The organism is Streptomyces sp. NPDC096152, from assembly GCF_044763235.1.
In the GTDB taxonomy this organism is placed as follows: Bacteria; Actinomycetota; Actinomycetes; order Streptomycetales; family Streptomycetaceae; genus Streptomyces.
In genome coordinates this window covers 33978-56459 of sequence record NZ_JBIWFW010000003.1, presented here as the reverse complement: position 1 = coordinate 56459, position 22482 = coordinate 33978, and the positions used below count along the sequence as shown (strand labels likewise).

At 72.2% G+C, this 22482-nt stretch carries 17 protein-coding genes and 1 pseudogene; 7 read left to right on the top strand and 11 right to left on the bottom strand.

Features of this window, described 5'->3' with window-relative positions; translation table 11 throughout:
- Window positions 1–80 precede the first annotated feature (80 nt).
- Window positions 81–1901, bottom strand: coding sequence for a glycosyl hydrolase family 18 protein (locus tag ACIQ9G_RS10445; protein WP_403608050.1), 1821 nt, complete (start codon window positions 1899–1901; stop codon window positions 81–83).
- 183 nt (window positions 1902–2084) lie between these two features.
- On the bottom strand, window positions 2085–2657 hold the full coding sequence (locus tag ACIQ9G_RS10440; protein ID WP_403608048.1) for a cob(I)yrinic acid a,c-diamide adenosyltransferase: 573 nt from the start codon (window positions 2655–2657) through the stop codon (window positions 2085–2087).
- 238 nt (window positions 2658–2895) lie between these two features.
- Here ACIQ9G_RS10440 and ACIQ9G_RS10435 point away from each other — a divergent pair, with 238 nt between their 5' ends.
- From ACIQ9G_RS10435 to ACIQ9G_RS10425, 3 genes are all read left to right on the top strand, one after another.
- Window positions 2896–3744 carry a 3-hydroxyacyl-CoA dehydrogenase family protein gene (locus ACIQ9G_RS10435; RefSeq protein ID WP_403608046.1) on the top strand — a complete coding sequence of 283 codons (849 nt, stop codon included), beginning with the start codon at window positions 2896–2898 and terminating at the stop codon, window positions 3742–3744.
- A 148-nt stretch (window positions 3745–3892) separates the two neighbouring features.
- Window positions 3893–4216, top strand: coding sequence for an STAS domain-containing protein (locus ACIQ9G_RS10430; RefSeq protein ID WP_030672301.1), 324 nt, complete (start codon window positions 3893–3895; stop codon window positions 4214–4216).
- A 314-nt stretch (window positions 4217–4530) separates the two neighbouring features.
- Window positions 4531–7161: an ATP-binding protein gene (locus ACIQ9G_RS10425; protein WP_403608044.1), complete on the top strand. Its 2631-nt coding sequence runs from the start codon at window positions 4531–4533 to the stop codon at window positions 7159–7161.
- Window positions 7162–7364: 203 nt separating this feature from the next.
- On the opposite strand, the gene nucS is transcribed toward ACIQ9G_RS10425, so the two are convergent.
- Complete coding sequence (nucS, locus tag ACIQ9G_RS10420; RefSeq protein ID WP_403608042.1) at window positions 7365–8036, bottom strand: endonuclease NucS; 672 nt, start codon at window positions 8034–8036, stop codon at window positions 7365–7367.
- A gap of 301 nt (window positions 8037–8337) precedes the next feature.
- On the opposite strand from nucS, the gene ACIQ9G_RS10415 reads away from it, so the two are divergent.
- Window positions 8338–8730 carry an SCO5389 family protein gene (locus ACIQ9G_RS10415; protein ID WP_403608040.1) on the top strand — a complete coding sequence of 131 codons (393 nt, stop codon included), beginning with the start codon at window positions 8338–8340 and terminating at the stop codon, window positions 8728–8730.
- Window positions 8731–8814: 84 nt separating this feature from the next.
- Here the strand turns inward: ACIQ9G_RS10415 and ACIQ9G_RS10410 are convergent, their stop codons facing one another.
- Window positions 8815–9843, bottom strand: coding sequence for an LLM class flavin-dependent oxidoreductase (locus ACIQ9G_RS10410; RefSeq protein WP_403608039.1), 1029 nt, complete (start codon window positions 9841–9843; stop codon window positions 8815–8817).
- A 232-nt stretch (window positions 9844–10075) separates the two neighbouring features.
- On the opposite strand from ACIQ9G_RS10410, the gene ACIQ9G_RS10405 reads away from it, so the two are divergent.
- Window positions 10076–10417 carry an ATP/GTP-binding protein gene (locus ACIQ9G_RS10405; protein ID WP_392196006.1) on the top strand — a complete coding sequence of 114 codons (342 nt, stop codon included), beginning with the start codon at window positions 10076–10078 and terminating at the stop codon, window positions 10415–10417.
- Between the two features lie 8 nt (window positions 10418–10425).
- Here ACIQ9G_RS10405 and ACIQ9G_RS10400 read toward each other — a convergent pair whose 3' ends face one another.
- From ACIQ9G_RS10400 to mce, 7 genes and pseudogenes are all read right to left on the bottom strand, one after another.
- Window positions 10426–11295 carry an ABC transporter permease gene (locus ACIQ9G_RS10400; protein ID WP_403608037.1) on the bottom strand — a complete coding sequence of 290 codons (870 nt, stop codon included), beginning with the start codon at window positions 11293–11295 and terminating at the stop codon, window positions 10426–10428.
- A 19-nt stretch (window positions 11296–11314) separates the two neighbouring features.
- Window positions 11315–12419, bottom strand: a pseudogene (locus ACIQ9G_RS10395) (ABC transporter ATP-binding protein); the annotation flags it as partial.
- Between the two features lie 160 nt (window positions 12420–12579).
- Window positions 12580–13350, bottom strand: coding sequence for an ABC transporter permease (locus ACIQ9G_RS10390; RefSeq protein ID WP_403608036.1), 771 nt, complete (start codon window positions 13348–13350; stop codon window positions 12580–12582).
- Between the two features lie 3 nt (window positions 13351–13353).
- Complete coding sequence (locus ACIQ9G_RS10385) at window positions 13354–14304, bottom strand: ABC transporter ATP-binding protein (protein WP_403608034.1); 951 nt, start codon at window positions 14302–14304, stop codon at window positions 13354–13356.
- Between the two features lie 85 nt (window positions 14305–14389).
- Window positions 14390–15325, bottom strand: coding sequence for a cellulose-binding protein (locus ACIQ9G_RS10380; RefSeq protein WP_403608032.1), 936 nt, complete (start codon window positions 15323–15325; stop codon window positions 14390–14392).
- Between the two features lie 183 nt (window positions 15326–15508).
- Complete coding sequence (gene scy, locus ACIQ9G_RS10375) at window positions 15509–19357, bottom strand: polarized growth protein Scy (protein ID WP_403608030.1); 3849 nt, start codon at window positions 19355–19357, stop codon at window positions 15509–15511.
- A gap of 210 nt (window positions 19358–19567) precedes the next feature.
- A complete protein-coding gene (mce, locus tag ACIQ9G_RS10370; RefSeq protein ID WP_392196013.1) occupies window positions 19568–20008 on the bottom strand; it encodes a methylmalonyl-CoA epimerase in 441 nt (146 codons plus the stop codon).
- Window positions 20009–20156: 148 nt separating this feature from the next.
- On the opposite strand from mce, the gene ACIQ9G_RS10365 reads away from it, so the two are divergent.
- Both ACIQ9G_RS10365 and meaB read left to right on the top strand, forming a co-directional pair.
- On the top strand, window positions 20157–21356 hold the full coding sequence (locus tag ACIQ9G_RS10365; protein ID WP_403608028.1) for an acetyl-CoA C-acetyltransferase: 1200 nt from the start codon (window positions 20157–20159) through the stop codon (window positions 21354–21356).
- Between the two features lie 33 nt (window positions 21357–21389).
- Complete coding sequence (gene meaB / locus ACIQ9G_RS10360) at window positions 21390–22346, top strand: methylmalonyl Co-A mutase-associated GTPase MeaB (RefSeq protein ID WP_403608793.1); 957 nt, start codon at window positions 21390–21392, stop codon at window positions 22344–22346.
- The last annotated feature ends 136 nt before the right edge of the window (window positions 22347–22482 follow it).

The following is a 22482-nucleotide window of genomic DNA, read 5'->3' as shown; positions in this document are numbered from 1 at the left end:
CATTCACTCGTTGGGTGAGGTCCTCCCGGACGAAGCCCGGGGGAGTGTCAACGCCCCTTGACGGGTTGCGATCGCGGCCGTTACGACAGACCGCTGTTGATGGCGCTCACCAGCTCACCGTTGCCGGTGTCGCCGCTGAACTCCCAGAAGAACGCGCCGCCCAGACCCTGGGTCCTGGCCCACGCCATCTTGGTGGCGATGGTGGCCGGGGTGTCGTAGGACCACCAGTTGCCGCCGCAGTGCGCGTACGCCGTGCCCGCGATCGTCCCGGTGGCCGGGCAGGACGTCTTGAGGACCTTGTAGTCCTCGATGCCCTGCTCGTAGGTGCCGGCCGCCGGGCCCGTGGCCGTGCCGCCCGGGGCGTCCTGGGTGACGCCGGTCCAGCCGCGGCCGTAGAAGCCGATGCCGATGAGCAGCTTGGCCGCCGGGACGCCCTTCGCCCTGAACCTGGCCATCGCGTCGGCGGTGGTGAAGCCCGCCTTGGGGATGCCCGCGTACGAGGTGAGCGGGGAGTGCGGGGCGGTCGGGCCCTTGGCGTCCCACGCACCGAAGAAGTCGTACGTCATCACGTTGTACCAGTCGACGTACTGGGCGGCGCCGGCGTAGTCGGCGGCGTCGATCTTGCCGCCGTCGGAGCCGTCGGCGGTGGTGGCCGCCGTGACCAGGGCGGAGGAGCCGAACTTGGCGCGCAGCGCGGCCATCACGTTCTTGAAGGCCGCCGCCCCGCTGGTGTCGCAGGTGAGGCCGCAGGCGTTGGGGTACTCCCAGTCGATGTCGATGCCGTCGAACACGTCGGCCCAGCGCGGGTCCTCGACGAGGTCGTAGCAGGACTGGGCGAAGGCGGCCGGGTTCTTGGCCGCGTCCGCGAAGCCGCCGGACCAGGTCCAGCCGCCGAAGGACCACAGCACCTTCAGGTTCGGGTACCTGGCCTTCAGCTGGCGCAGCTGGTTGAAGTTGCCGCGCAGCGGCTGGTCCCAGGTGTCCGCCACGCCGCTCACCGACTGGTCGGCGGTGAACGCCTTGTCGTAGTCGGCGTAGGAGTCGCCGATCGCGCACTTGCCGCCGGTGACGTTGCCGAAGGCGTAGTTGATGTGCGTGATCTTCGACGCGGAGCCCGACGTCACCAGGTTCTTGACGTTGTAGTTGCGGCCGTAGATGCCCCACTCGGTGAAGTAGCCGAGCCTGACCCTGCCGCCGGTGGGCGGGGGATTGCCGCCGCCGGTGGTGTGCACGGCGACCGCGGCGCTCACCGGGCCGGTCTGGTCGGCGGTGTCACGGGCCTGCACGGTGTAGGAGTAGTCGGTGCCCGCGGTCAGGCCGGTGTCGCCGTACGAGGTCGTCGTCACGGTGGCGACCTTCGTGCCGTCGCGCAGGACGTCGTAGTTCTTGACGCCCTTGTCGTCGGTGGCCGCCGGCCAGGAGAGCTTCACCGAGGTGTCGGTGATGTTCGAGGCGGTGGGGGTGCCGGGGGCGGAGGGGGCCGCGTCGCCGGGGACGGTGGTGCCGTCGCAGCTGTCGCCGTTGAGCCGGCAGTTGGAGGGCGATCCGGAGCCGGCGCCGTTGAAGCCGAAGGAGACGGAGGCGCCGGGGGCGATGGAGCCGTTGTAGGACTTGTTCCGGGCGGTCCAGTGGGTGCCGGAGGAGGTGACGTCCGCGTCCCAGGCGGAGGTGACGGACGTGCCGGAGGGGAAGTCCCACTCGACGGTCCACGAACTGATGGTGCTGGTACCGGTGTTCTTGACGGTCCACTGGCCGCCGAAGCCGGTGCCCCAGTCGCTGGTCTTGGTGTAGGTGGCGGTGGCGGTCGCGGCCGCCTGGGCGGGGGCCGCGAGGCCGACCAGTCCGGCCAGCGGGAGCAGCAGGGTCGCGAGCCCTGCCGCGGCTCTGTGTCCGAAGCGCATGGTGCGCCTCCTTGGTGGGGAGTGGGTGGGGGCATGACTGAGCCATCAGGCCCGCAGTGCCGCGAGAATAGAAAGGTCTGGACCATAGGTCAATAGGTCTGGACCACTACCCTGGTGGCGGGCCTGATCACCAACTCCCTTACCGGCGCGCCGGTTTGGAGGTGCGGGGGAGAGGGAGTCCGCTCAGCGCTCCCCGCCCGGCACCCACAGCACGTCCCCGGTGTCCTTGTTCGCCGTGCGCGCGAGGATGAACAGCAGGTCGGACAGACGGTTGAGGTAGGTCGCCGTCAGCGGGTTCATCACCTCGCCGTGCGCCTCCAGCGCCGCCCAGGTGGAGCGCTCCGCGCGGCGGACGACGGTGCACGCCTGGTGGAGCAGGGCCGCGCCGGGGGTGCCGCCGGGGAGGATGAAGGAGCGCAGCTTCTCCAGCCGCTCGTTGAAGCGGTCGCAGTCCGCCTCCAGACGGTCGACGTAGAACTGCTCGACCCGCAGCGGCGGGAACTCGGGGTTCTCCACGACCGGCGTCGACAGGTCCGCGCCCACGTCGAACAGATCGTTCTGTACGCGGGTGAGGACCTTGACGACCTCCTCGTCGAGCGCGCCGAGCGCGATCGCGGTGCCGATCACCGCGTTCGCCTCGTTGGCGTCGGCGTAGGCGGAGATTCGCAGATCGGTCTTGGCGACCCGGCTCATGTCGCCGAGAGCGGTCGTGCCCTTGTCGCCTGTCCTGGTGTAGATGCGCGTCAGATTGACCATGTGACCAGCGTAGACGCCCCCCTCGCGGATGCCTTCCGGCACCGGCTCCCAGGCGTATCCGAGCGGCCGCAACATGCGGGCCAGTGCGGACGATTGGGACGTGACGGGTGTCTCACGCGCTGAGACAGTGACACGCATTACTTACGGTCCTCAAGGGAGCCGGTGAACGCTAATGTCCGCCGAGAGGCTGCGTAAACAGCCTGTAAGCCCTCGTGCAGTCGTTCAAAGGGGAGTCGGAGTGGCACGGAAGCTCGCCGTCATCGGGGCCGGTCTCATGGGGTCCGGCATCGCCCAGGTCTCCGCGCAGGCGGGCTGGGACGTCGTCCTGCGGGACGTCACCGACGAGGCGCTCAGGCGCGGCACCGACGGCATCAAGGCCTCGTACGACAAGTTCGTGAGCAAGGGCAAGATGGAGGCGCGCGACGCCGACGCCTCCCTCGCCCGCATCACCGCGACCACCGACCTGGACGCGGCCGCCGACGCCGACGTCGTCGTCGAGGCCGTCTTCGAGAAGCTCGAGGTCAAGCACGAGATCTTCCGCGCCCTCGACAAGATCGTGCGGCCGGACGCCGTGCTCGCCTCCAACACCTCCGCCATCCCGATCACCAAGATCGCGGCGGCGACCGAGCACCCGGAGCGGGTCGTCGGCGTGCACTTCTTCTCGCCGGTGCCGATGATGCAGCTCGTCGAACTCGTCCGCGGCTACAAGACCAGCGACGAAACCCTGGCCACCGCACGGGAGTTCGCCGAGTCGGTCGGCAAGACCTGCATCGTCGTCAACCGGGACGTGGCCGGCTTCGTGACGACCCGTCTGATCTCGGCCCTCGTGGTCGAGGCGACGAAGCTGTACGAGTCGGGCGTCGCCACCGCCGAGGACATCGACCTGGCCTGCAGGCTGGGCTTCGGGCACGCCATGGGCCCGCTCGCCACCGCGGACCTCACCGGCGTCGACATCCTGCTGCACGCCACCGGCAACATCTACACCGAGACCCAGGACGAGAAGTTCGCTCCGCCGGAGCTGATGCGCCGGATGGTTGACGCCGGTGACATCGGGCGCAAGAGCGGGCAGGGCTTCTACAAGCACTGAGACCGCCCCAGACTCCGCCGCCTCACCCTTCAGGGTGAATTCGGTATCGGTTCGCTTACAAGCAGCAACCGCACTGCCACTGACGCAGTCAGACGTTGCACAGCCACCGTCATGGAGCAGCCAGCCACCGCACTCTCGGGGAGCGCATATGTACATCAGGGGCGACCACGCCGAGCTGGTCGTCGGGGGGCGCCTCGACGTCCGCAGCGCGGCGGACGCCCGTACGGTCCTGCACTCGGCCGTCGACGACGGCGTAGGAGACCTGGTGCTCGATCTGTCCGAGCTGGACTCCTGGGACGCCACCGGGCTCGGCGTGATCATGGGTGCCCACCGGCGGGCCGGCCGCTGCGGCCGGCGGCTGGTGCTGCGCGGGGTCCCGCCGCAGATGCAGCGCCTGCTGGTGGCCACCCGGCTGCACCGGATCCTGGCCATCGAGGGCGGTATCGGTGTGGAGTCCCTGCCCCGCGTGTGAAACCGGGCGCCGTCGCGTGTGCAGGTCCGGTGAGGGTCGCCGCGCGAGGCGCTCGTGCGAGTGTGAACCGGGCGACGGGGGAGACCCGGGCGCAGGTCAGCGAAACGTACGTCACGTGCAATCCTCACGAGACTGTGACGTCTCGGACCGCGCGGTACCCCGGGCTGTCGTAGATACTGTGCCAAGGTTTAGGGTTCGGCTGCCCGCTGCCTAGCAACCCTCGAGCGGGCCCGGACCAGAAGCGACAGCGCGGTGTGCGAAAACGGCCGGGAGGGCTTGCAGAGCACACGACGCTTTTGGGGGGCTTGGAACCTATGGACCCGATCACCCGGGGACCCGAGGGCATGGGCCACGACGGCGACGGCCACGCGCCGCGCCAGCGCCCGCCCAGGGAATCCCTCGCATCCGATTTCGGCCAGCACACACCAACCGCCCAGGTGCGCACGGTGCGGCTCGTCAGCGGCGACTTCCTGCTCACCGTCAACCCCGTAGACGGTAGCGAGATCGAGGCCTGTCCGCCCGGAGAACGCCCGAACCGGCCGCGGAAGTACACCTCCGCCGAGCGCGAGGAGATCGAGCGCGCGGCCAGGCCGCCCGTCCCGCCCGGACCCACGCGGCCCCCGCTCGCCCTCCTGGAGCGCCAGGACGAGCGCGAGCAACTGGTCCGGCTGCTCGCCCGCGGCCGCTCCGTGCGCCTCACCGGCCCCGCGGGGTCCGGCCGCACCAGCCTCCTCGACCTCGTCGCCGACGACTGCGGGGACCTCGCCCCCGACGGCGTCGTCCGCCTCTCCGGCTTCCGCCGCACGGCGGGCGACCTGCTGTACGACCTGTTCTCCGCCGTCCACGACGCGCCCCTGCACCGGCCCGGCCGCGACGAACTGCTCGACTGCGTCCGCGAGATCGGCGCGGTCGTCGTCGTCGACGACGTCGAGTTCGGCGGCGCCGCGCTGGACGAGCTCTTCGAGGCCACCCCCGAGTGCGCCTTCCTGCTCGGCGCCACCCCGGACGTGCCCGCGCCGTCCGCCGAAGCGGCCGTCGAGGAGATCGTACTCGGCGGCCTCGGCCGGGCGGGCGGCGTCGAGCTGCTGGAGCGCGCGGTCGGCCGTGTGCTCACCGAGGAGGAGTCGAACTGGGCGGGTGACCTCTGGTTCGAGTCCGAGGGCCTGCCGCTGCGCTTCGTCCAGGCCGGCGCCCTGCTGCGCCGGCACGACCAGTTGCGGGCCGCCACGAACGCCGTCGACGAGTTCGGCGTCTTCGAGGACGCTCCGCCTGCCGACACCCCTGTCGACGGCGGTGACGGCGACGACGTGCCGCTGCCCTCGGTCGGGCAGGCCGCCGCGCCCGCCCCGCTGCTCGCCGCCCGGCTGAGCGCCTCGGCCCGCGCCACGCTGCGGTTCGCCGTCGCGCTCGGCGGCGAGGTGCCGCACCAGGCGCACCTGCCCGCACTGGTCGGCGACACCCACGCGGACGCCGCGCTCGGGGAGCTCGTGGGCTGCGGCCTGGTCTCCCCGGTCGGCTCCCGCTACCGGCTCGCCGCCGGGGTGCCGGCCCAACTGGAGGCCGCCGGGTACGCCGACGACGTCGAGGAGCAGGCCTCCGCCGCCGCCCGCCACTACACCTGGTGGGCCGGACACCCCTCCGTCACCCCCGAGCGGGTGTCCGCCGAGGCGGACGCCGTGCTCGCCGCGCTGAGCGTCCTGGTGCCGGTGACCTCCCCGAGGCCCTCGGCCTCCTTCGAGGAGAACGGATCCCCGTCGGCCGGGTCCCCCTCGGCCGGCGAGGACGAGCCGAGCATCGCCGTGCGACTGGCCCGCACGGCCGCGCCCGCGTTCGCCGCGGGGCTGCACTGGAGCGCCTGGGAGCGGGCGCTGCGCTCCGGCGCCGAGGCCTCCCGGCTCGCCGGAGAGGTCGCCGAACAGGCCTACTTCCACCACGAGTTGGGAGTCCTCGCGCTCTGCGAGGGACGGCTGGACCGGGCCCGGGCCGAGCTGGAGGCCTCCATCGGCCTGCGCGGCGCCCTCGCCGACAAGCGCGGCACGGTCGCCGGCCGCCGCGCGCTCGCCCTGGTCGCCGACCGCTCCGGTACGGCGCTGGGCCTGCCCCTGCTGGGCCTGGCCGCGACGGCGGGCGAGGAGGTGCCCGACGCGCGCACCGAGGAGTCGGCGTCGCCTCCCGGCGGTGTCCCCGCGCCCTTCCCGGCGCTCCAACCGCCCCTGGACGACGCGTCGCTGGTGACGTTCCGCTCGCCGTCGCCGGGCGGGTCCTCCTCGTACGCCGCGGCCGCGCCTGCCGCGGCGAAAGGCGGGACGGGCGTCAAGGGCGTCACCCGGCGCAACCTGGTGGCGGTCGGTGCGGGCGCGCTGCTCGCCGCCGTCCTCGGCACCGTGGTGACGCTCGGCGCCACGTCCCACAACGACGCCAACGACCCCTCCGGCAAGGTCGACGTCAACCCGTCGGCCAGTCAGGGCGTGGACGACGGCGGCCTGGGCGCCGCCACGCCGGCGCAGGGCGACGCCGACAACGGGGACACGGGTACGGCGACCAGCCGCCCGACGGATCCGGGCCCCGACGGCACGTACGGCACGACCGACGACCCGGCCCCACCGGCCGGGCCGGCCCGCCCGTCGGACGAACCGACCGGGACGCGGAAGGCGGGCGGCGGCGCGTCGGCCTCCCCGTCGAAGTCCACGACGACCAAGACGCCGACGTCCCCCAATCCGAGCAGCTCGCCGTCCAAGACGCCGAAGCCGAGCCCGTCGCCGTCCTCGACGGGCACCTCGCCGGCGCCGTCCCCGAGCCAGTCGTCCACGACCAGCCCGTCGACGTCGGACTCGGCCAGCGGGCCGGCGTCCGCGAGCGCCCCGGCCACGTCCACCTCCTCGGTGGGTGCTCCCGAGAGCGGTGCCGCCGTGTCCCCGAGCGGTTCGGGCGACACGGTGATCTGACGTCCGCCTTCCAGCGCCGGCACCGGGGGCCGGGTCCGTGCACGGACCCGGCCCCCGGTGCCGTGGGACGGACCCGGGCCCGGTGACGCAGGTCGGACCCGCCCCCGCGCCGCAGGTCGGACCCGACGTCGCTGCCGTAGGGCGGACCCCGGCCCGGCGCCGTGAGGCGGGGCCGGCCCCACGACCGGAGGGCGGCCGCCCGCTCAGAACAGGCGAAGCTTGTCGTCCTCGATGCCCCGCAGCGCGTCGTAGTCCAGGACCTGGCAGCCGATGCCCCGATCGGTCGCCAGGACGCGGGCCTGCGGCTTGATCTCCTGCGCGGCGAAGACTCCGCGGACCGGGGACAGATGCGGGTCGCGGTTCAACAGCTCCAGATAGCGGGTGAGTTGCTCCACGCCGTCGATCTCGCCGCGCCGCTTGATCTCCACCGCGACGGTCTGCCCCTCGGCGTCCCGGCACAGGATGTCGACCGGGCCGATGGCCGTCATGTACTCGCGGCGGATCAGCGTGTAGCCCTCGCCGAGGGTCTCGATGCGGTCGGCGAGCAGCTCCTGCAGGTGCGCTTCCACGCCGTCCTTGATCAGCCCGGGGTCCACGCCGAGTTCGTGCGAGGAGTCGTGGAGGACTTCCTCCATCGTGATGATGAGCTTCTCGCCCGCCTTGTTGACGACGGTCCAGACGCCGTCCTCGGCGTCCACACCCTCCTTCAGCGTGCAGGGCGGCGACATCCAGTTCAGGGGCTTGTAGGCGCGGTCGTCCGCGTGGATCGACACGCTGCCGTCCGCCTTCACCAGGATCAGACGGGGCGCTGACGGCAGGTGGGCGGTGAGCCGGCCCGCGTAGTCGACGGAGCATCGGGCAATGACGAGACGCATGGTCGGCAACGCTACTCGACCGGGGGCGGTGCGCGCGAAGCACCCGGTCCTCCGCGCCCCGCGGGCGGTCGGGGCGGCCCTCGGGGTCGCCCCTTTTTTCCCTGGATAACCCGTGTTCACTTGTGGCCGATTGTGTGCCCAACCGGCCTGGCCTGTACGTGCATTCGCCTGGTGGGCCCCCGCTCTGATGCCTAACGTAGTGAACGGGAGGTCGCGATATGTGTACACAACGTGTTCGGTATCGCGCACTCCTTTATCTGTCCGGCAACCCCTGTTGTTCGGGGGTGCGAGAGGAGAACCCATGTCGCTCGACGTCTCACCGGCCCTACTCGAACAGGCCGAGCGAGGCGAGGTCGACGAAGCTGCCTTCGTCGACTGCGTCCGGACCTCCCTGCCCTACGCATGGGAGATGATCAGCTCCCTGGTGGCCCAGCTGAAGGTGGACGGCGCGGTGTTCGCCGACAACCAGACGCCCCCGCCGGACGAGCAGGCACGCGGTCAGCTGCTGCGTGCGCTCGCGAGTGACGCCATACGCGGTGCGCTGCAGCGGCACTTCGGTGTGCGGCTGGCCTTCCAGAACTGCCACCGGGTGGCGGTGTTCCCGCTGGACGCCTCGGCCGACGAGACGCTGAACCGCTTCACGTCGGTGCGCAGCCAGCTGCTCAACCAGTCGCCGGAACTCCGGGACTGCTGACGCAGTAGGTCGCCTGCTTGCCGCTCCTTCCGCGGGAGGTGCATGGAGTGACGGGGCGGCAAGCCATCCCGCGACGCGACCCGCTCAGCCCAGGTGGGGCAGTACCTCGGCGCCGAGCCGCCGTACGTTCTCCTCCGTGGCCGCCAGGTCGCCGGAGCCCTCGACGAGCAGGGCGAAGCGGGTGACGCCGGTCCGCTCGGCGGTCGCCGCGAGCCGGTCCGCGCACAGCCGTGGGGTGCCCACCGGGTGCAGCCCGCAGAGCAGTTCCGTGTACGCCAGCGGGTCGCGCATCCGGCGGGAGCGGCCGTCCACCGTGACATGGGCGTCCAGCCCCTGCCTCAGCCAGCCGGGCATCGCCTTCGTCAGCGTCTCCACCGCGTCGGTGCGCCGGTCCGCGATCTGGCAGACGCCCGCCGAGACATGGGCGGCGCCCCGGACCTCGTCCGCCGGCCGCCCCGCTTCCCGCGCGCTCCGCTGCCACAGGGCGACCATCTCGGCCTTCTCCTCGTCGCCGACGTGCATGCCGAGCAGCATCGGCAGCCCGCGCTCGGCGGCCAGCCGTACGCTCGCGGGGGAGGTGCAGGCGACCACGACCTCGGGGCCCGCCACCTCGGTGAGGGCCTCCGAGGGGCGGGGGACCACGGGGACCTCACGGAAGGTGAATCGTTCCCCCGAGGCGGACACGGTGGGCTCGCGCAGCCAGCGCACCAGCAGATCGAGTGATTCCGGGAACCCCTCCTCGTACGCCCGCAGCCCCGTCCCGAAGACCTCCAGGTCCACCCATGGGCCGCCGCGTCCCACGCCCAGCGAGAACCGCCCGCCGCTCGTCACGTGCAGCAGCGCGGCCTGTTCGCCGAGCGCGACCGGGTGGACGGTGGGCAGCACACTGACCGCCGTGCCCACCCGCAGACGGCGGGTGCGGCCGAGCAGCAGCGCGGCCAGGGTGACGGCGGACGGACACGTGCCGTAGGGCACGAAGTGGTGCTCGGCCAGCCAGACCGAGTCGAGCCCGGCCTCCTCGGCGACCTCGGCGGAGCGGACCGCCCGGTGCAGCGCCTCCCCCTGGCCCTGGCCCGGGAACTGGGCCGCCAACACGAAACTTCCTACGCGCATTGCATTTCCTGCTTCCTCGGCTCCGACCCGGAGCTCCCCCACCCGGCATAACCGGTCGACACGTGCCGAGGACACGGCCTGGCGAAGAGATTTGCGGATTGTCTGCGGAATGGGCCGCACAGGAAGGGGAGATGCGGGAGGTCGGCGCCCTCGGCGCCGTACGCGTACCCCTCCCGGCGCCGCGTAGGCTGGACGGGACCCGCGCTCCCCGTACCGCTCCGAGAGGTGTCCTGTGTCCCCGCGTCGCAACCGATCCAAGGGGTCCGGTTCGTCCGGCTCGTCCGGCCGGAGCGCCGAGGACGACCCGGCGGGCCGCTACGGCGGCTGGCAGTCCTCGGAGAGCTGGCAGGGCGAGGAGTGGAGCGTGCGCCATGTGGCGGGCGCGAGCGCGCAGGGCAAGACCTACCGGTGCCCGGGCTGCGACCAGATGATCGCCTCCGGCGTCCCGCACGTGGTGGCCTGGCCCGAACACGCGGGCGTGGACGACCGCCGGCACTGGCACAAGGCCTGCTGGAACGCGAAGGACCGCCGCACCACACGGGTGCAGCGGTCCCGGAACGCGCCGCGGTTCTGAGCTACGGGTCAGACGTCCCGCTTCTGCAGCAGCGCCCAGGCGCCGGCGAAGGCGACGGCCGTCACACCCATGATGATCCACAGCGGGTCCAGGCCGGTGGGGCCCGAGCCGTTGAGGGATTCGCCGTACAGGACGCTCAGCTGACTCGGGATCGAGTACTCCAGCAGGAACTTCTGCAGGTCCCGCAGGGAGTCCGCGAACAGGAACATCGCGATGACCAGCGGGGCCAGCAGCAGGCCGATCATGATCGTGATGGCGCCGGCCGAGTGCCGGACGATCGAACCGATCAAGAGCGAGAGCAGCCCGAGCAGCGCGACGTACAGCCCGATGCCGACCGTTCCTTTCAGCCACTGTGCCGCGGTGGGGTGGGCCAGGCCGTTGCTCGCCAGCATCGACGTCTGGAGCAGGCCGACGAGCGCGGCGGACACCGTGGTGATCACGAAGGCGACGCCGAAGAACACGATCGCCTTCGCGAGCAGCACCCGGGTGCGGCTGGGGCAGGCCGTCATGGTCGTACGGATCATCCCGGTGCCGTACTCCGAGGCGGTGGTCAGCACGCCGAGGGTGATCATGCAGATGCTGCCGGTCAGGGCTCCGCCGATGCCCAGGCCGAGGGGCGCCTCGCCCCCCAGATGCGCGTCCGAGGCGGCGACGATGACCGCGAAGAGCAGGCCGAGGCCGAGCATGAGGACCACGAACACCCCGAGCGTCCACATCGTGGAGCGCACCGACTTGATCTTGGTCCACTCCGACGCGACGGCGTGCCCGAGGTGCGTGGGCACGACCGGGATCGGTGAGGTGTAGCCGGGCGGGGGAGAACCGGCCGCCTGCTGCCAGGCGGGCCCGGCCTGCGGCATCGGGGTCTGGGGCGAGCTCATCGGGCGTCCTCGGGCTTGGTCGGGTCGGCGGGAGCGTCGTAGGGGCCGGCCGCCGGGGCGCCGGCCTGCTCCTGCGGCGGCGCGAACGGCTGCCCGCCCTGCCGGGGCGGTGGCGGGGCGTACCAGCCGGGCTGGCCCTGTCCCGGCACCGGCATCGGCGGCTCGGCGCCGGGCGGCAGCGGCTGCATCAGCCCCGCCTTCTGGTCGATGGTGGAGCGGTAGTCGACGGCCGCCTGCGTCATCCGCATGTACGCCTCCTCCAGCGAGGCCTGATGCGGCGCCAGCTCCCACAGCCGTACGTCGCTGTCGTGCGCGATGTCGCTGATGCGGGGCAGCGGCAGTCCCGTGACCCGCAGCGCGCCGTCCTGCTCCGGCAGGACGTGCCCGCCCGCCTCGGTCAGTGCCGAGGTCAGCTTCTCCCGCTGCTGCGGCTCGGCGTCGGGGGTGCGCACCCGCGCGAAGCCCGCGGAGTTGGCGGAGATGAACTCCCGCACACTCATGTCTGAGAGCAGCTGCCCGCGTCCGATGACGATGAGGTGGTCGGCGGTCAGCGCCATCTCGCTCATGAGGTGACTGGAGACGAACACGGTCCGCCCCTCGGCCGCCAGTGACTTCATCAGATTCCGCACCCAGAGGATGCCCTCGGGGTCGAGACCGTTCACCGGCTCGTCGAACAGCAGCACCTGCGGGTCGCCCAGCAGGGCCGCGGCGATGCCGAGCCGCTGGCCCATGCCGAGGGAGAAGCCCTTGGACCGCTTTCCGGCCACGTCCTGCAGCCCGACCACGCCCAGCACCTCGTCTACGCGCCGGGCCGGGATGCCCGACAGCTGGGCCAGGGACAGCAGGTGGTTGCGGGCGGACCGGCCGCCGTGCACGGCCTTGGCGTCCAGCAGGGCACCGACCTGGCGGGGGGCGTTGGGCAGGTCGCGGTAGGGGTGACCGCCGATCGTCACCGTGCCCGCGGTGGGGTTGTCCAGGCCGAGGATCATCCGCATGGTCGTCGACTTGCCCGAGCCGTTCGGCCCCAGGAAGCCGGTGACGGCACCGGGCCGCACCTGGAAGGAGAGGTTGTACACGGCGGTCTTGTCGCCATAGCGCTTGGTCAGGCCGACTGCCTCGATCATGCTCCGCACCCATCGGAAGGTTCAGGACAGCGGGGCCACGCCCCCGTAAGGGTTAGGAGGATATCGGGGAGCCCACGGTTCCCCTAAAGGGCGAGTAAAAAGCACCGGGGTGAACAGGCCAGGCCATAGATGGGGCCTCTCTCTCGGATCTTGAGAGTCCCTAGGCGTCCCGCTTCCGCAGCAGCGCGTAACCGCCGGCGAGGGAGGCGACCACCCACAGCACCATGATGCCGAGGCCGCCCCAGGGCCCGTACGGGGTGTCGTCGCCGGCCCGGGGGACCACCTGCAGGATCCGGCTGCCGGCCTGGTCCGGCAGGAACTGGCCGACCTTCTTCGTCGCCGACACGTTGCCGAGGATGTTGGAGACGAGGAAGAAGAACGGCATCAGGATGCCGAGCGACAGCATCGGCGAGCGCAGCATCGCGGCGACCCCCATCGAGAACACCGCGATCAGGGTCATGTAGAGGCCGCCGCCGATCACCGCCCGCAGCACCCCCGGGTCGCCCAGCGACGTCCGCAGCGGGCCGAGCACCGTCTGCCCGAGGAAGAACGCGGCGAAGCTGGTGGCCGTCCCGACCACCAGCGCGAGGCCGGCGGCGACCGCCACCTTGCTGAAGAGGAAGGTCCCGCGCCGCGGCACGGCGGCCAGCGACGGGCGGATCATGCCGGTGCTGTACTCGTTGGACACCACCAGCACCCCGAACACGATCATCGCGAGCTGCCCGAGCGTCATGCCCGCGAAGCTGACATAGGTCGGGTCGAAGGTGGTCAGGTCCCGCGGGCCCACCCGGCCGGACTCGCTCTTCGACAGGGCCGAGATCAGCATGCCGAGGGCGACGGTGACGACCACGGCCAGGGAGAGCGTCCACACCGTGGAGGCCACCGACCGGATCTTCGTCCACTCGGACCGGATCACCTGGGTCGCCGCCATGCCTCAGCCCTCCGTCTGCCAGTCGCCGCCCCATGGACGGCCGGGTGTCTCCGCGTGCGCGTGGTACTCCACCGACCCTGCGGTGAGCCGCATGAACGCCTCCTCCAGCGAGGACTGCCGAACGCTCAGCTCGTGCAGCACGACGTGGTGCCGCGCGGCCAGCTCGCCGATGTGCTCCGGCTTGCCGCCGTCCACCTCCAGCAGTCCGCCCCCGGTCTCGACCGCCGTGATCCCGGCCCCGTGCAGCGCGTCCAGCAGCCGCTCGCGCTCCGGGGTGCGGATGCGCACGAACGAGTGGGAGTGGCGCTCGATGAACTCGGACATGGAGGTGTCGGCCAGCAGCCGGCCCTGCCCGATGACGACCAGATGATCGGCGGTCAGCGCCATCTCGCTCATCAGATGGGAGGAGACGAAGACCGTACGGCCCTGGGCGGCCAGCGATCTCATCAGGCCGCGGATCCAGTGGATGCCCTCGGGATCCAGGCCGTTGACCGGCTCGTCGAACATGAGGATGCGCGGGTCGCCGAGGAGCGCGCCGGCGATGCCGAGCCGCTGGCTCATGCCGAGCGAGAAGCCCTTCGCCTTCTTCCGCGCGACCGCGGTGAGGCCGACGGTGTCGAGGACCTCGTGCACCCGGGCGGTGGGGATGCCGTTGCTCTGGGCGAGGCACAGCAGATGGTGGAAGGCGGTGCGCCCGCCGTGCGCGGACTTGGCGTCGAGCAGGGCGCCGATGTACGTCAGCGGATCCCGCAGCCGGTGGTAGGGCCGGCCGTCGATGCGGACGTCCCCGGCCGTCGGGTGGTCCAGACCCAGGATCATCCGCATGGTGGTGGACTTCCCGGCCCCGTTGGGGCCGAGGAAGCCCGTGACGGTGCCCGGCCGGACGGTGAAGGTGAGGTCGTCGACCGCCAGTTTCCCGCCGTACCGCTTGGTCAGCCCGTCGAGCTCGATCATGCGGCCACGCTAGAACGGCACGAAGCCCCCCGCCACTTCAGTGGCGGAGGGCTCCGCGAGGTTCAGCCCGCTGCGCGGGACGGTGTCACCGGCTCTGCTGGGCCGGGACGCCGCGGGAGATCGGCTCGTCCTCGGCGGGCGTGCCCGCGGCGGCCACCGCGGCACCCGTGAGGGTCGCCAGCATCTCGCGCACGTTCGTCAGCTGGGCGTTGATCGAGTCGCGGCGGTTGGTCAGCGCGGCGAGCTCACGCTCGGACTCGGAACGGATCCGGTCGGCCTTGGCGTTGGCGTCGGCCACGATGTCCTCGGCCTGGCGCTGGGCGGTCTCCACCGTCTGGCGGGCGCGGCGCTCCGCGTCGGTGCGCAGCTTCTCGGCCTCCAGGCGCAGCTGCTCGGCGCGGTGCTCGATCTCCGCGAGCCGCTTCTCGGCCTTGGCCTGACGGGAGGCCAGGTCGCGCTCGGACTGCTCGCGGCGCTTGGCGAGGTTCGTCTCGAAGTCGGCGGCGGCCTGCGCGGCCTTGGCGCGGGTCTCCTCGAAGAGGGCGTCCGCCTCCTCGCGCTTGGACTGCGCGTCCTTCTGCGCCTCGGTGCGCAGCTGGGAGGCCTCGCCCTGGGCCTTCTCGACGATCCGGACGCCCTCGTCCTCGGCCTTGGCCTTGCGCTCCGCGGCGAACGACTCCGCGTCGTTGCGCACCTGCTGGGCCGCCGACTCGGCGAGCTCACGGTGCTGTTCGGCCGCGCGCCGTGCCTCGTCCCGCAGGTCCTTCGCCTCTTCCTCGGCGAGGCGGAGGATCTTCTCGACCCGCGCGCCGAGACCCGCGTACGACGGCTCGGCGTCGGTGACCTGGGCCTGGGCGTTCTGCGTTTCGAGGTGGAGCTCCTCGATGCGCTTCTCCAGAGCGGTGATGCGGGCGAGAGCGCTGTCACGGTCGGAGACGAGCTTGGAGATACGTTCGTCCACCTGAGCGCGGTCGTACCCACGCCGCACAAGCTCGAAGCCGTAGGGGGAAGTGTCGCTCATGGGGTTCCTGTCGAATGAGACCGGTGAGGTGATAGGTGGAATCCTAGGCGCCTTAGCGGCGTGTCATCGAGCGGATACGCGTTTGATCTGGAGAATGACACCTCTTTTGGGTGGCTGACCGCCGGACGGGTTGCGCGAGAACCGGTCAAAGGGCCCCAGAAGACACGTAAACCGCCACCGGCGCTAGTTCTCCGACGACTTGCCACCCGATCGTGGGGCACCGATCGTGGCTCCCGCCTTGACACCGCCGTCCTTGCCGCCCACCGGGGCCTCAAAAGACTCCAACGCCTCCAGGACGTCCTGGACACGGGAGATCTCGGCATTGATGTCCTCGCGGCGCCGCACCAGGGTCTCCAGCTCGCGCTTGCCCTCCTCGACCGTGCGCCGTGCCTCGCGGATCGCCTCGGCCTTGAGCTCCTCGGCCTCCTTCACGAGCGCCGACTTCTTCTGCTCGGCCTCCTTGAGCAGGCCCTCGGCCTTCTTGACCGCGGCGATACGCACCTTGCCCGCCTCGGAGTTGGCCTCCGAGACGATCTCCTTGGCCTTCGCCTGCGCCTTGGCCAGCTGCTCCTCGGCGGCCTTGATGAGCGCGTCGCAGCGGTCGCCGGCCGACTTCATCGTCTCGGCGGACTCGCGGCGGGCGCGCTCGTGCAGCTCCTCGATCTCGGTGGTGAGGCGGTCGCGCAGCTCCTCCGCGCGCTCCCGGATGGCGGTGGCGTCCCGGCGGGCGCCGACGAGCAGTTCGTTCGCGTCCGTACGGGCCTTCTCCACCCGCCCGTTGCCCTCGACGGTCGCCTCGGACAGGATCCGGTCGGCCTCCTTGCGGGCCGCGCCCACCATGGTGTCCGCCTGGGACTCGGCGTCCGCCTTGGCCTTCACCGCGCTCTGCTGGGCCTCGGTGAGCAGCTTGTCGGCCTCGGCCGTGGTCTCGGTGATGAGCGTGTCGACCTGCTCGGCCGCCTCCGAACGCCGCTTGTTGGCGTCCTTGCGGGCCTCGTCCAGCGTCCGCTCCGCCTCCTCGCGGGCCGCCGACACCAGCCGCTCGGCCTCGGCCTCCGCGTCGGCCCTGACCCGCCCGGACTCGGCGCGGATCCGCTCGGCGTGCGTCTGCGCGGAGCCGACGGTCTCCGCGGCCTCGGCGCGCAGCCGCTCCGCGTCCCCGGTGGCGTCCGCGATCAGCTTCTCGGCCCTGGCGATCGCGTCGGCACGCACCCGGTCGGCCTCGGCCACCGTCTCCGTCTGCAGCCGCTCGGCCTCGCCCCGCGCCTCGGAGATCAGCGTGTCCGCCTGCGTCGCCGCGTCCGACCGCATCCGGTTGGCGTCCTCGCGGGCCTCCGCGCGGGTGCGCGTGGCGTCCTGCTCGGCCTGCGCGAGGGTGTCGGAGGCCTCGGTGCGCAGCCGCAGGGCGTGCTCGGAGACGTCCGCGCGGATCCGCTCCGCCTCGGCGACCGCCTCGGACACGGTGTGCTCCGCGAGCGCCTTGGCGGCCGCGGTCTCCTCGTGCGCCTCGCGCCGCAGCCGGCCCGCGTCCTCGCCGGCCCGCTCCCGCTCCGCGTAGGCGTCGGCGCGGACCCGGTCGGCCTCCTCCTCGGCCTCCCGCCGGGTGCGGTCCGCCGCGTGCTCGGCGGCGGAACGCAGACCGGTGATCTCCTCCTGCGCCTGCTCGTGCAGCCCGGCGACGGAGTCCCGCACCTGCTGTGCGTGCTGCTCGGCGGCGGACACCATCTCGCCGGCGCGCCGGTCGGCCTCCTCCACCAGGCGGGTGGCCTCGGCCTGCGCCTCCTCCACCCGCTTGCGCGCGGAGGCCAGCAGCTCCTCGCTCTGCTCGCGGGCCCGCTCCCGCTCCTGGTCGGCCTCCTGCCGCGCCGCGCCGAGCAGTTCCTCGGCCTCGCGGCGGCGCCGGGCGGCCTCCTCCTGCGCGGCGGCCAGCGTCTCGGACGCCTCGGCGCCCAGGCGCTCGGCGGCGGCCTGCGCCTCCGCGCGGACCCGGTCGGCGGTGTCCTGGGCCTCGGCCTTGAGCCGCTCGGCCTCGGCGGCGGCCTCCGAGCGCAGGCGTACGGCGACGGCCTCGCCCTCGGCGCGGGAGGCGGACGCGTCGGAGGCGGCCTCGTCGCGCAGCCGCTCGGCCTCCTCGTCCGCCTGCCGCCGGAGCGTGCGGATGCGCTCCGCGGCCTCGCCGCGCAGCCGGTCGGTCTCCTCGGCTGCCTCGCGGCGGATCCGCGCGGCCGCCTCACGGGCGTCGGTCAGCGCCTGCTCGGCGGCGGTGAAGCGCTGCTCGGCCTCGGTGTGCAGGCGGGTCAGTTCCTGGGCGGCCTCGTCCTGCCGGGCGGTCAGGGCCCGCTCGGTCTCCTCGCGCAGCTCGCCCGCGGCCCGCTCCGCTTCGTCACGGATCGACTCGGCCTGCTCGGTCGCCTCGGCGCGCAGCCGCTCGGCCTCCTTGCGGGTGCGCTCCAGGGTCTCCTCGGCCTGCCGGCGCAGCGTGGTGGCCCGCTCGATGGCCTCGGTGCGGACCTTCTCGCTGTCGGTCTGGGCGGTGCCGCGCAGCTCGTCGGCGTCGGCCTTGGCCTTCGCCAGCAGCTCCTCGGCGGACTTCGCCGCCTCCTCGATCTGCTGGACCGCCTCGCGCCGGGCCTCGGCGCGGATCCGCTCGCCCTCGGCGACCGCGTCGGCGCGCAGCTGCTCGGCGTCGCCGCGCAGCCGGCGGGCCTCCTCCTGCAGCTCGACCGTCTTGGCGCGGTACTCCTTGGTGTCGTCCTTGGCCGCGCCCTTGAGCTGTGCGGCGATGTCGTGCGCCTCGGCGCGCAGCCGGTCCGCCTCGGCCTCGGCCTCGGTGCGGATCCGCTCGGCCTCCTCGGCGGCGGCCTTGGTGGTGTTCTTGGCCTCCTCCGAGGCCTTGTTGAGGACGTCCTCGGCGGTCTTGGCCGCCTTGGACAGCTGGGTGGCGCTCTCCTCGGCGGTGATCGTGCGGGCCTTCTCGGCGGCCTCCGCGACGATCTTCTCGGCCTCGGCGCGGGCGTCGGCGACCAGCTGCTCGGCGTCGGAGCGGGTGTTCTCCGCCTCCTTGGTGGCCTCCTCGACCAGCCGGGCGACCTGCTCCTTCGCGGTCCGGGTGCGCTGCTCGTTGGTCGACTCGGCGGCGGACAGGGCCTTGGCCGCGGCCTCCTTGGCCTCGGCGACCAGCTTCTCGGACTCGCTGCGCGCCTCGCGCAGCGCCTGCTCGGCCTCGGCCATCCGCTGCTCGGCGGTCCGGCTCAGCTCGGCGGCCTGACGGCGGGCGGTGTCCGACTCGGTGGCGGTGGAGGAGCGCAGCTGCTCGGCGTGGTCGGTGGCCTCCTGGGCCTGCGTGGAGGCGGCGTTGAGCAGCCGCTCGGCGTCCGTGCGGGCGCGGCGCAGGATCTGCTCGGCCTCCGCGCGGGCCGCCTCGGCGTCGCTCTGCAGCCGCTGCCGGGCCTCGGAGGCGAGTCGCTCGGCCTCGGCACGGGCGGCGGCCATCGCCTGCTCGGCCTCGGCGCGGGACTCGTCGAGGAGGCGGCGGGCCTGCTGCTCGGTGCGGGAGCGCAGCTGCTCGGCCCACGCCACGTTCTCGTTGACGTGCGACTCGACGGTCTGCCGGCGTTCGGCGAGCTCCTGGTCGAGCTGCTGGCGGCGGGTGACCGCCTCCTGGTGCAGCTCCGCCTGGAGCCGGGCCGCGTTCTCGGCGTGCTCCTGGAGGATGCGCTGGGTCTGCGCCCGGGCCTGGCTCAGCTCGCGCTCGGCGTCGACGCGGATCTGGTCGGCCTGCATCTGCGCGTTCCGCAGCAGCTGCTCGGCCTGGTAGCCGATGTCCGCGCTGTCGTAGGCGGGCCGGGTCATGATGGTGCGCCGCGCCTCGTGCAGCTTGGCGCGCAGCACCTCGACCTGGTAGCCGAGGTCCTCGGCGTGCTGGATCGCCTTTTCCCGCTCGGTCTTCAGCCGCTCCATCTCGGCCTCGAACCGAGAGAGGTGGTCGACGTCAGCCGCCGGCTCTCGCTCCTGGCGTTCGTAGCCCCGCACTGCGCGGTCCCATCCGTCCCCTGGTCGCAAGCTTCTCCAAACGAGCTCCGTCCATCCGCCGAACGGGGCCCCCGGGGAATGGTGTCAGATCAACGGCGGAGCACGGGCTGCCGCCCCGACGCTCGTCCCCCGAAAACCGGACCCCGGAAAGCGGTCGTCCCTGTTTCGGGGACGACCGCCCCCAACCCTACCGGCCCTTATGTACGAGGGTCAGTGCTCAGCCGACTCAACAGGCGCCGAAGTGACCAGTTCTGTCAGGACGCCATGACAATCCTTGGGGTGCAGGAAGGTGATCCGTGACCCCATGGAGCCGCGTCGGGGCTCCTCGTACAGAACGCGTACGCCCTTGTCGCGGATGCCGGCGGCGTCGGCGTCGACGTCCGCGGTGCCGAAGGCGATGTGGTGGACGCCCTCGCCGTTCTTGGCCAGCCACTTCGCGACGGTGGAGTCCTCGCGGGTCGGTTCCAGGAGCTGGAGGTAGGAGGCGCCGCCGTCGGACGTCTCGTTGATCTTGAGCATGGCCTCCCGCACACCCTGCTCCTCGTTGACCTCGGTGTGGAACACCTCGAAGCCGTAGGTGGCACGGTAGAACTCGACGGTGGCGTCGAGGTCGTGGCAGGCGATCCCGATGTGGTCGATTCGCGTCAGCATGAATTCAGTGCAGCGCTCCGGAGGTGGTTACGCAACGTGCGCGCGATCACACCGGCGGCCCGATGACGCGGCGGACTACCCCTCAGTACATTCGAAGTAAACCCTCGTTCACTCCTCGGTCGTGCAGGCCGGTAAGGGGATCCAGCTCATGTCTTCTGGAACGAACAGCTCAGTGATCGTCGCGGGCGCGCGGACGCCCATGGGACGCCTGCTGGGCTCGCTCAAGTCCTTCTCCGGAGCCGACCTCGGCGGCTTCGCGATCAAGGCCGCCCTCGACCGTGCGGGGATCGGGGGCGACCAGGTCCAGTACGTCATCATGGGCCAGGTGCTGCAGGCCGGGGCGGGGCAGATCCCGGCCCGCCAGGCCGCGGTGAAGGCCGGCATCCCGATGAGCGTCCCGGCGCTCACCGTCAACAAGGTGTGCCTGTCCGGCCTCGACGCGATCGCGCTGGCCGACCAGCTGATCCGAGCGGGTGAGTTCGACATCGTCGTCGCGGGTGGCCAGGAGTCCATGACCAACGCGCCCCACCTGCTGCCGAAGTCCCGCGAGGGCTTCAAGTACGGCGCGGTCCAGATGCTGGACGCGATGGCGTACGACGGTCTGACCGACTCCTTCGAGAACGTCGCCATGGGCGAGTCGACGGAGAAGCACAACACGCGCCTGGGCATCGCCCGCCCGGAGCAGGACGAGATCGCCGCCCTGTCGCACCAGCGCGCCGCCGCCGCCCAGAAGAACGGCGTCTTCGAGGCCGAGATCACCCCGGTCGAGATCCCGCAGCGCAAGGGCGACCCGGTCCTGTTCAGCAAGGACGAGGGCATCCGCGGCGACACCACGGCGGAGAGCCTCGGCAAGCTGCGCCCGGCCTTCGCCAAGGACGGCACGATCACGGCCGGCTCCGCCTCGCAGATCTCGGACGGCGCTGCGGCCGTGGTCGTGATGAGCAAGGCCAAGGCGCAGGAGCTGGGCCTGGACTGGATCGCCGAGATCGGCGCCCACGGCAACGTGGCGGGCCCGGACAACTCCTTGCAGTCCCAGCCGTCCAACGCGATCCTGCACGCCCTGAAGAAGGAGGGCCTGGAGGTCGCCGACCTGGACCTGATCGAGATCAACGAGGCCTTCGCCGCCGTCGCCGTGCAGTCAATGAAGGACCTCGGCGTGTCCACGGAAAAGGTGAACGTCAACGGCGGCGCCATCGCCCTGGGTCACCCGATCGGCATGTCCGGCGCCCGTCTCGTGCTGCACCTGGCCCTGGAGCTGAAGCGCCGGGGCGGCGGCGTGGGCGCGGCCGCCCTGTGCGGTGGCGGCGGCCAGGGCGACGCCCTGATCGTCCGGGTCCCCAAGGCCTGATTCCCGTACGTCTTCCTCGTGATCGGAGTTGTGATGCAGGACGTCTCCTCTCTGGTGGCCCAGGCCAGGGAAGGCCGGCCGCGGGCCGTGGCCCGGCTGATCTCCCTGGTGGAGGGGGCGTCCCCGCAACTGAGGGAGGTCATGGCGGCGCTGGCGCCGCTCACCGGCAACGCCTACGTCGTCGGCCTCACCGGCTCGCCCGGCGTGGGCAAGTCGACCTCCACGTCGGCGCTGGTGACGGCGTACCGCAAGCAGGGCCGGCGGGTCGGCGTCCTGGCCGTCGACCCCTCGTCCCCGTTCTCCGGCGGCGCGCTGCTCGGCGACCGGGTGCGGATGTCGGAGCACGCCTCCGACCCCGGTGTCTACATCCGGTCCATGGCGACGCGCGGTCACCTCGGCGGACTTGCCTGGTCCGCCCCGCAGGCGATCCGGGTGCTGGACGCGGCGGGCTGCGACGTGATCCTGGTCGAGACGGTCGGCGTCGGCCAGTCGGAGGTGGAGATCGCGTCCCAGGCGGACACCTCGGTGGTGCTGCTGGCCCCGGGCATGGGTGACGGCATCCAGGCGGCGAAGGCCGGAATCCTGGAGATCGGCGACGTGTACGTGGTCAACAAGGCGGACCGGGACGGCGCGGACGCGACCGCCCGCGAGCTGAACCACATGCTGGGCCTCGGCGAGGCCCGCGCCCCGGGCGACTGGCGCCCGCCCATCGTGAAGACGGTGGCGGCGCGCGGCGAGGGCGTCGACGAGGTCGTGGAGGCGCTGGAGAAGCACCGCGCCTGGATGGAGGAGCACGGGGTGCTGGCCGAGCGCCGGCTGGCCCGCGCGGCCCACGAGGTGGAGACCATCGCGGTCACGGCCCTGCGCGAACGGATCGGCGACCTGCACGGCGACCGGCGGCTGAGCGCCCTGGCCGAGCGGATCGTCGCGGGCGACCTGGACCCGTACCGCGCGGCGGACGAGCTGGTGGCGGGGCTGACCGAGGCCTGAGGCGCGCTCTTCCCCGACGACGGCGGCGGGCCCCCCCCCCAAAGGGGCCCCCCGCCCCCCCCCCGGGGGGGGGCCCGCCCCACGCCGCTACTCGCCCGCGTACGCCTTCCTCAGCGCGACGATGTCGAGCTTGCCC

Bases quoted from the DNA above. Each gene is read 5' to 3' on its own strand.
- ACIQ9G_RS10390 (WP_403608036.1), bottom strand. From the start codon at position 13,350: ATGGCGGCGACCCAGGTGATCCGGTCCGAGTGGACGAAGATCCGGTCG.
- ACIQ9G_RS10365 (WP_403608028.1), top strand. From the start codon at position 20,157: ATGTCTTCTGGAACGAACAGCTCAGTGATCGTCGCGGGCGCGCGGACG.
- ACIQ9G_RS10425 (WP_403608044.1), top strand. From the start codon at position 4,531: ATGGACCCGATCACCCGGGGACCCGAGGGCATGGGCCACGACGGCGAC.
- nucS (WP_403608042.1), bottom strand. From the start codon at position 8,036: ATGCGTCTCGTCATTGCCCGATGCTCCGTCGACTACGCGGGCCGGCTC.
- mce (WP_392196013.1), bottom strand. From the start codon at position 20,008: ATGCTGACGCGAATCGACCACATCGGGATCGCCTGCCACGACCTCGAC.
- ACIQ9G_RS10400 (WP_403608037.1), bottom strand. From the start codon at position 11,295: ATGAGCTCGCCCCAGACCCCGATGCCGCAGGCCGGGCCCGCCTGGCAG.
- ACIQ9G_RS10385 (WP_403608034.1), bottom strand. From the start codon at position 14,304: ATGATCGAGCTCGACGGGCTGACCAAGCGGTACGGCGGGAAACTGGCG.
- ACIQ9G_RS10410 (WP_403608039.1), bottom strand. From the start codon at position 9,843: ATGCGCGTAGGAAGTTTCGTGTTGGCGGCCCAGTTCCCGGGCCAGGGC.
- ACIQ9G_RS10445 (WP_403608050.1), bottom strand. From the start codon at position 1,901: ATGCGCTTCGGACACAGAGCCGCGGCAGGGCTCGCGACCCTGCTGCTC.
- meaB (WP_403608793.1), top strand. From the start codon at position 21,390: ATGCAGGACGTCTCCTCTCTGGTGGCCCAGGCCAGGGAAGGCCGGCCG.
- ACIQ9G_RS10440 (WP_403608048.1), bottom strand. From the start codon at position 2,657: ATGGTCAATCTGACGCGCATCTACACCAGGACAGGCGACAAGGGCACG.
- ACIQ9G_RS10430 (WP_030672301.1), top strand. From the start codon at position 3,893: ATGTACATCAGGGGCGACCACGCCGAGCTGGTCGTCGGGGGGCGCCTC.
- ACIQ9G_RS10415 (WP_403608040.1), top strand. From the start codon at position 8,338: ATGTCGCTCGACGTCTCACCGGCCCTACTCGAACAGGCCGAGCGAGGC.
- ACIQ9G_RS10380 (WP_403608032.1), bottom strand. From the start codon at position 15,325: ATGAGCGACACTTCCCCCTACGGCTTCGAGCTTGTGCGGCGTGGGTAC.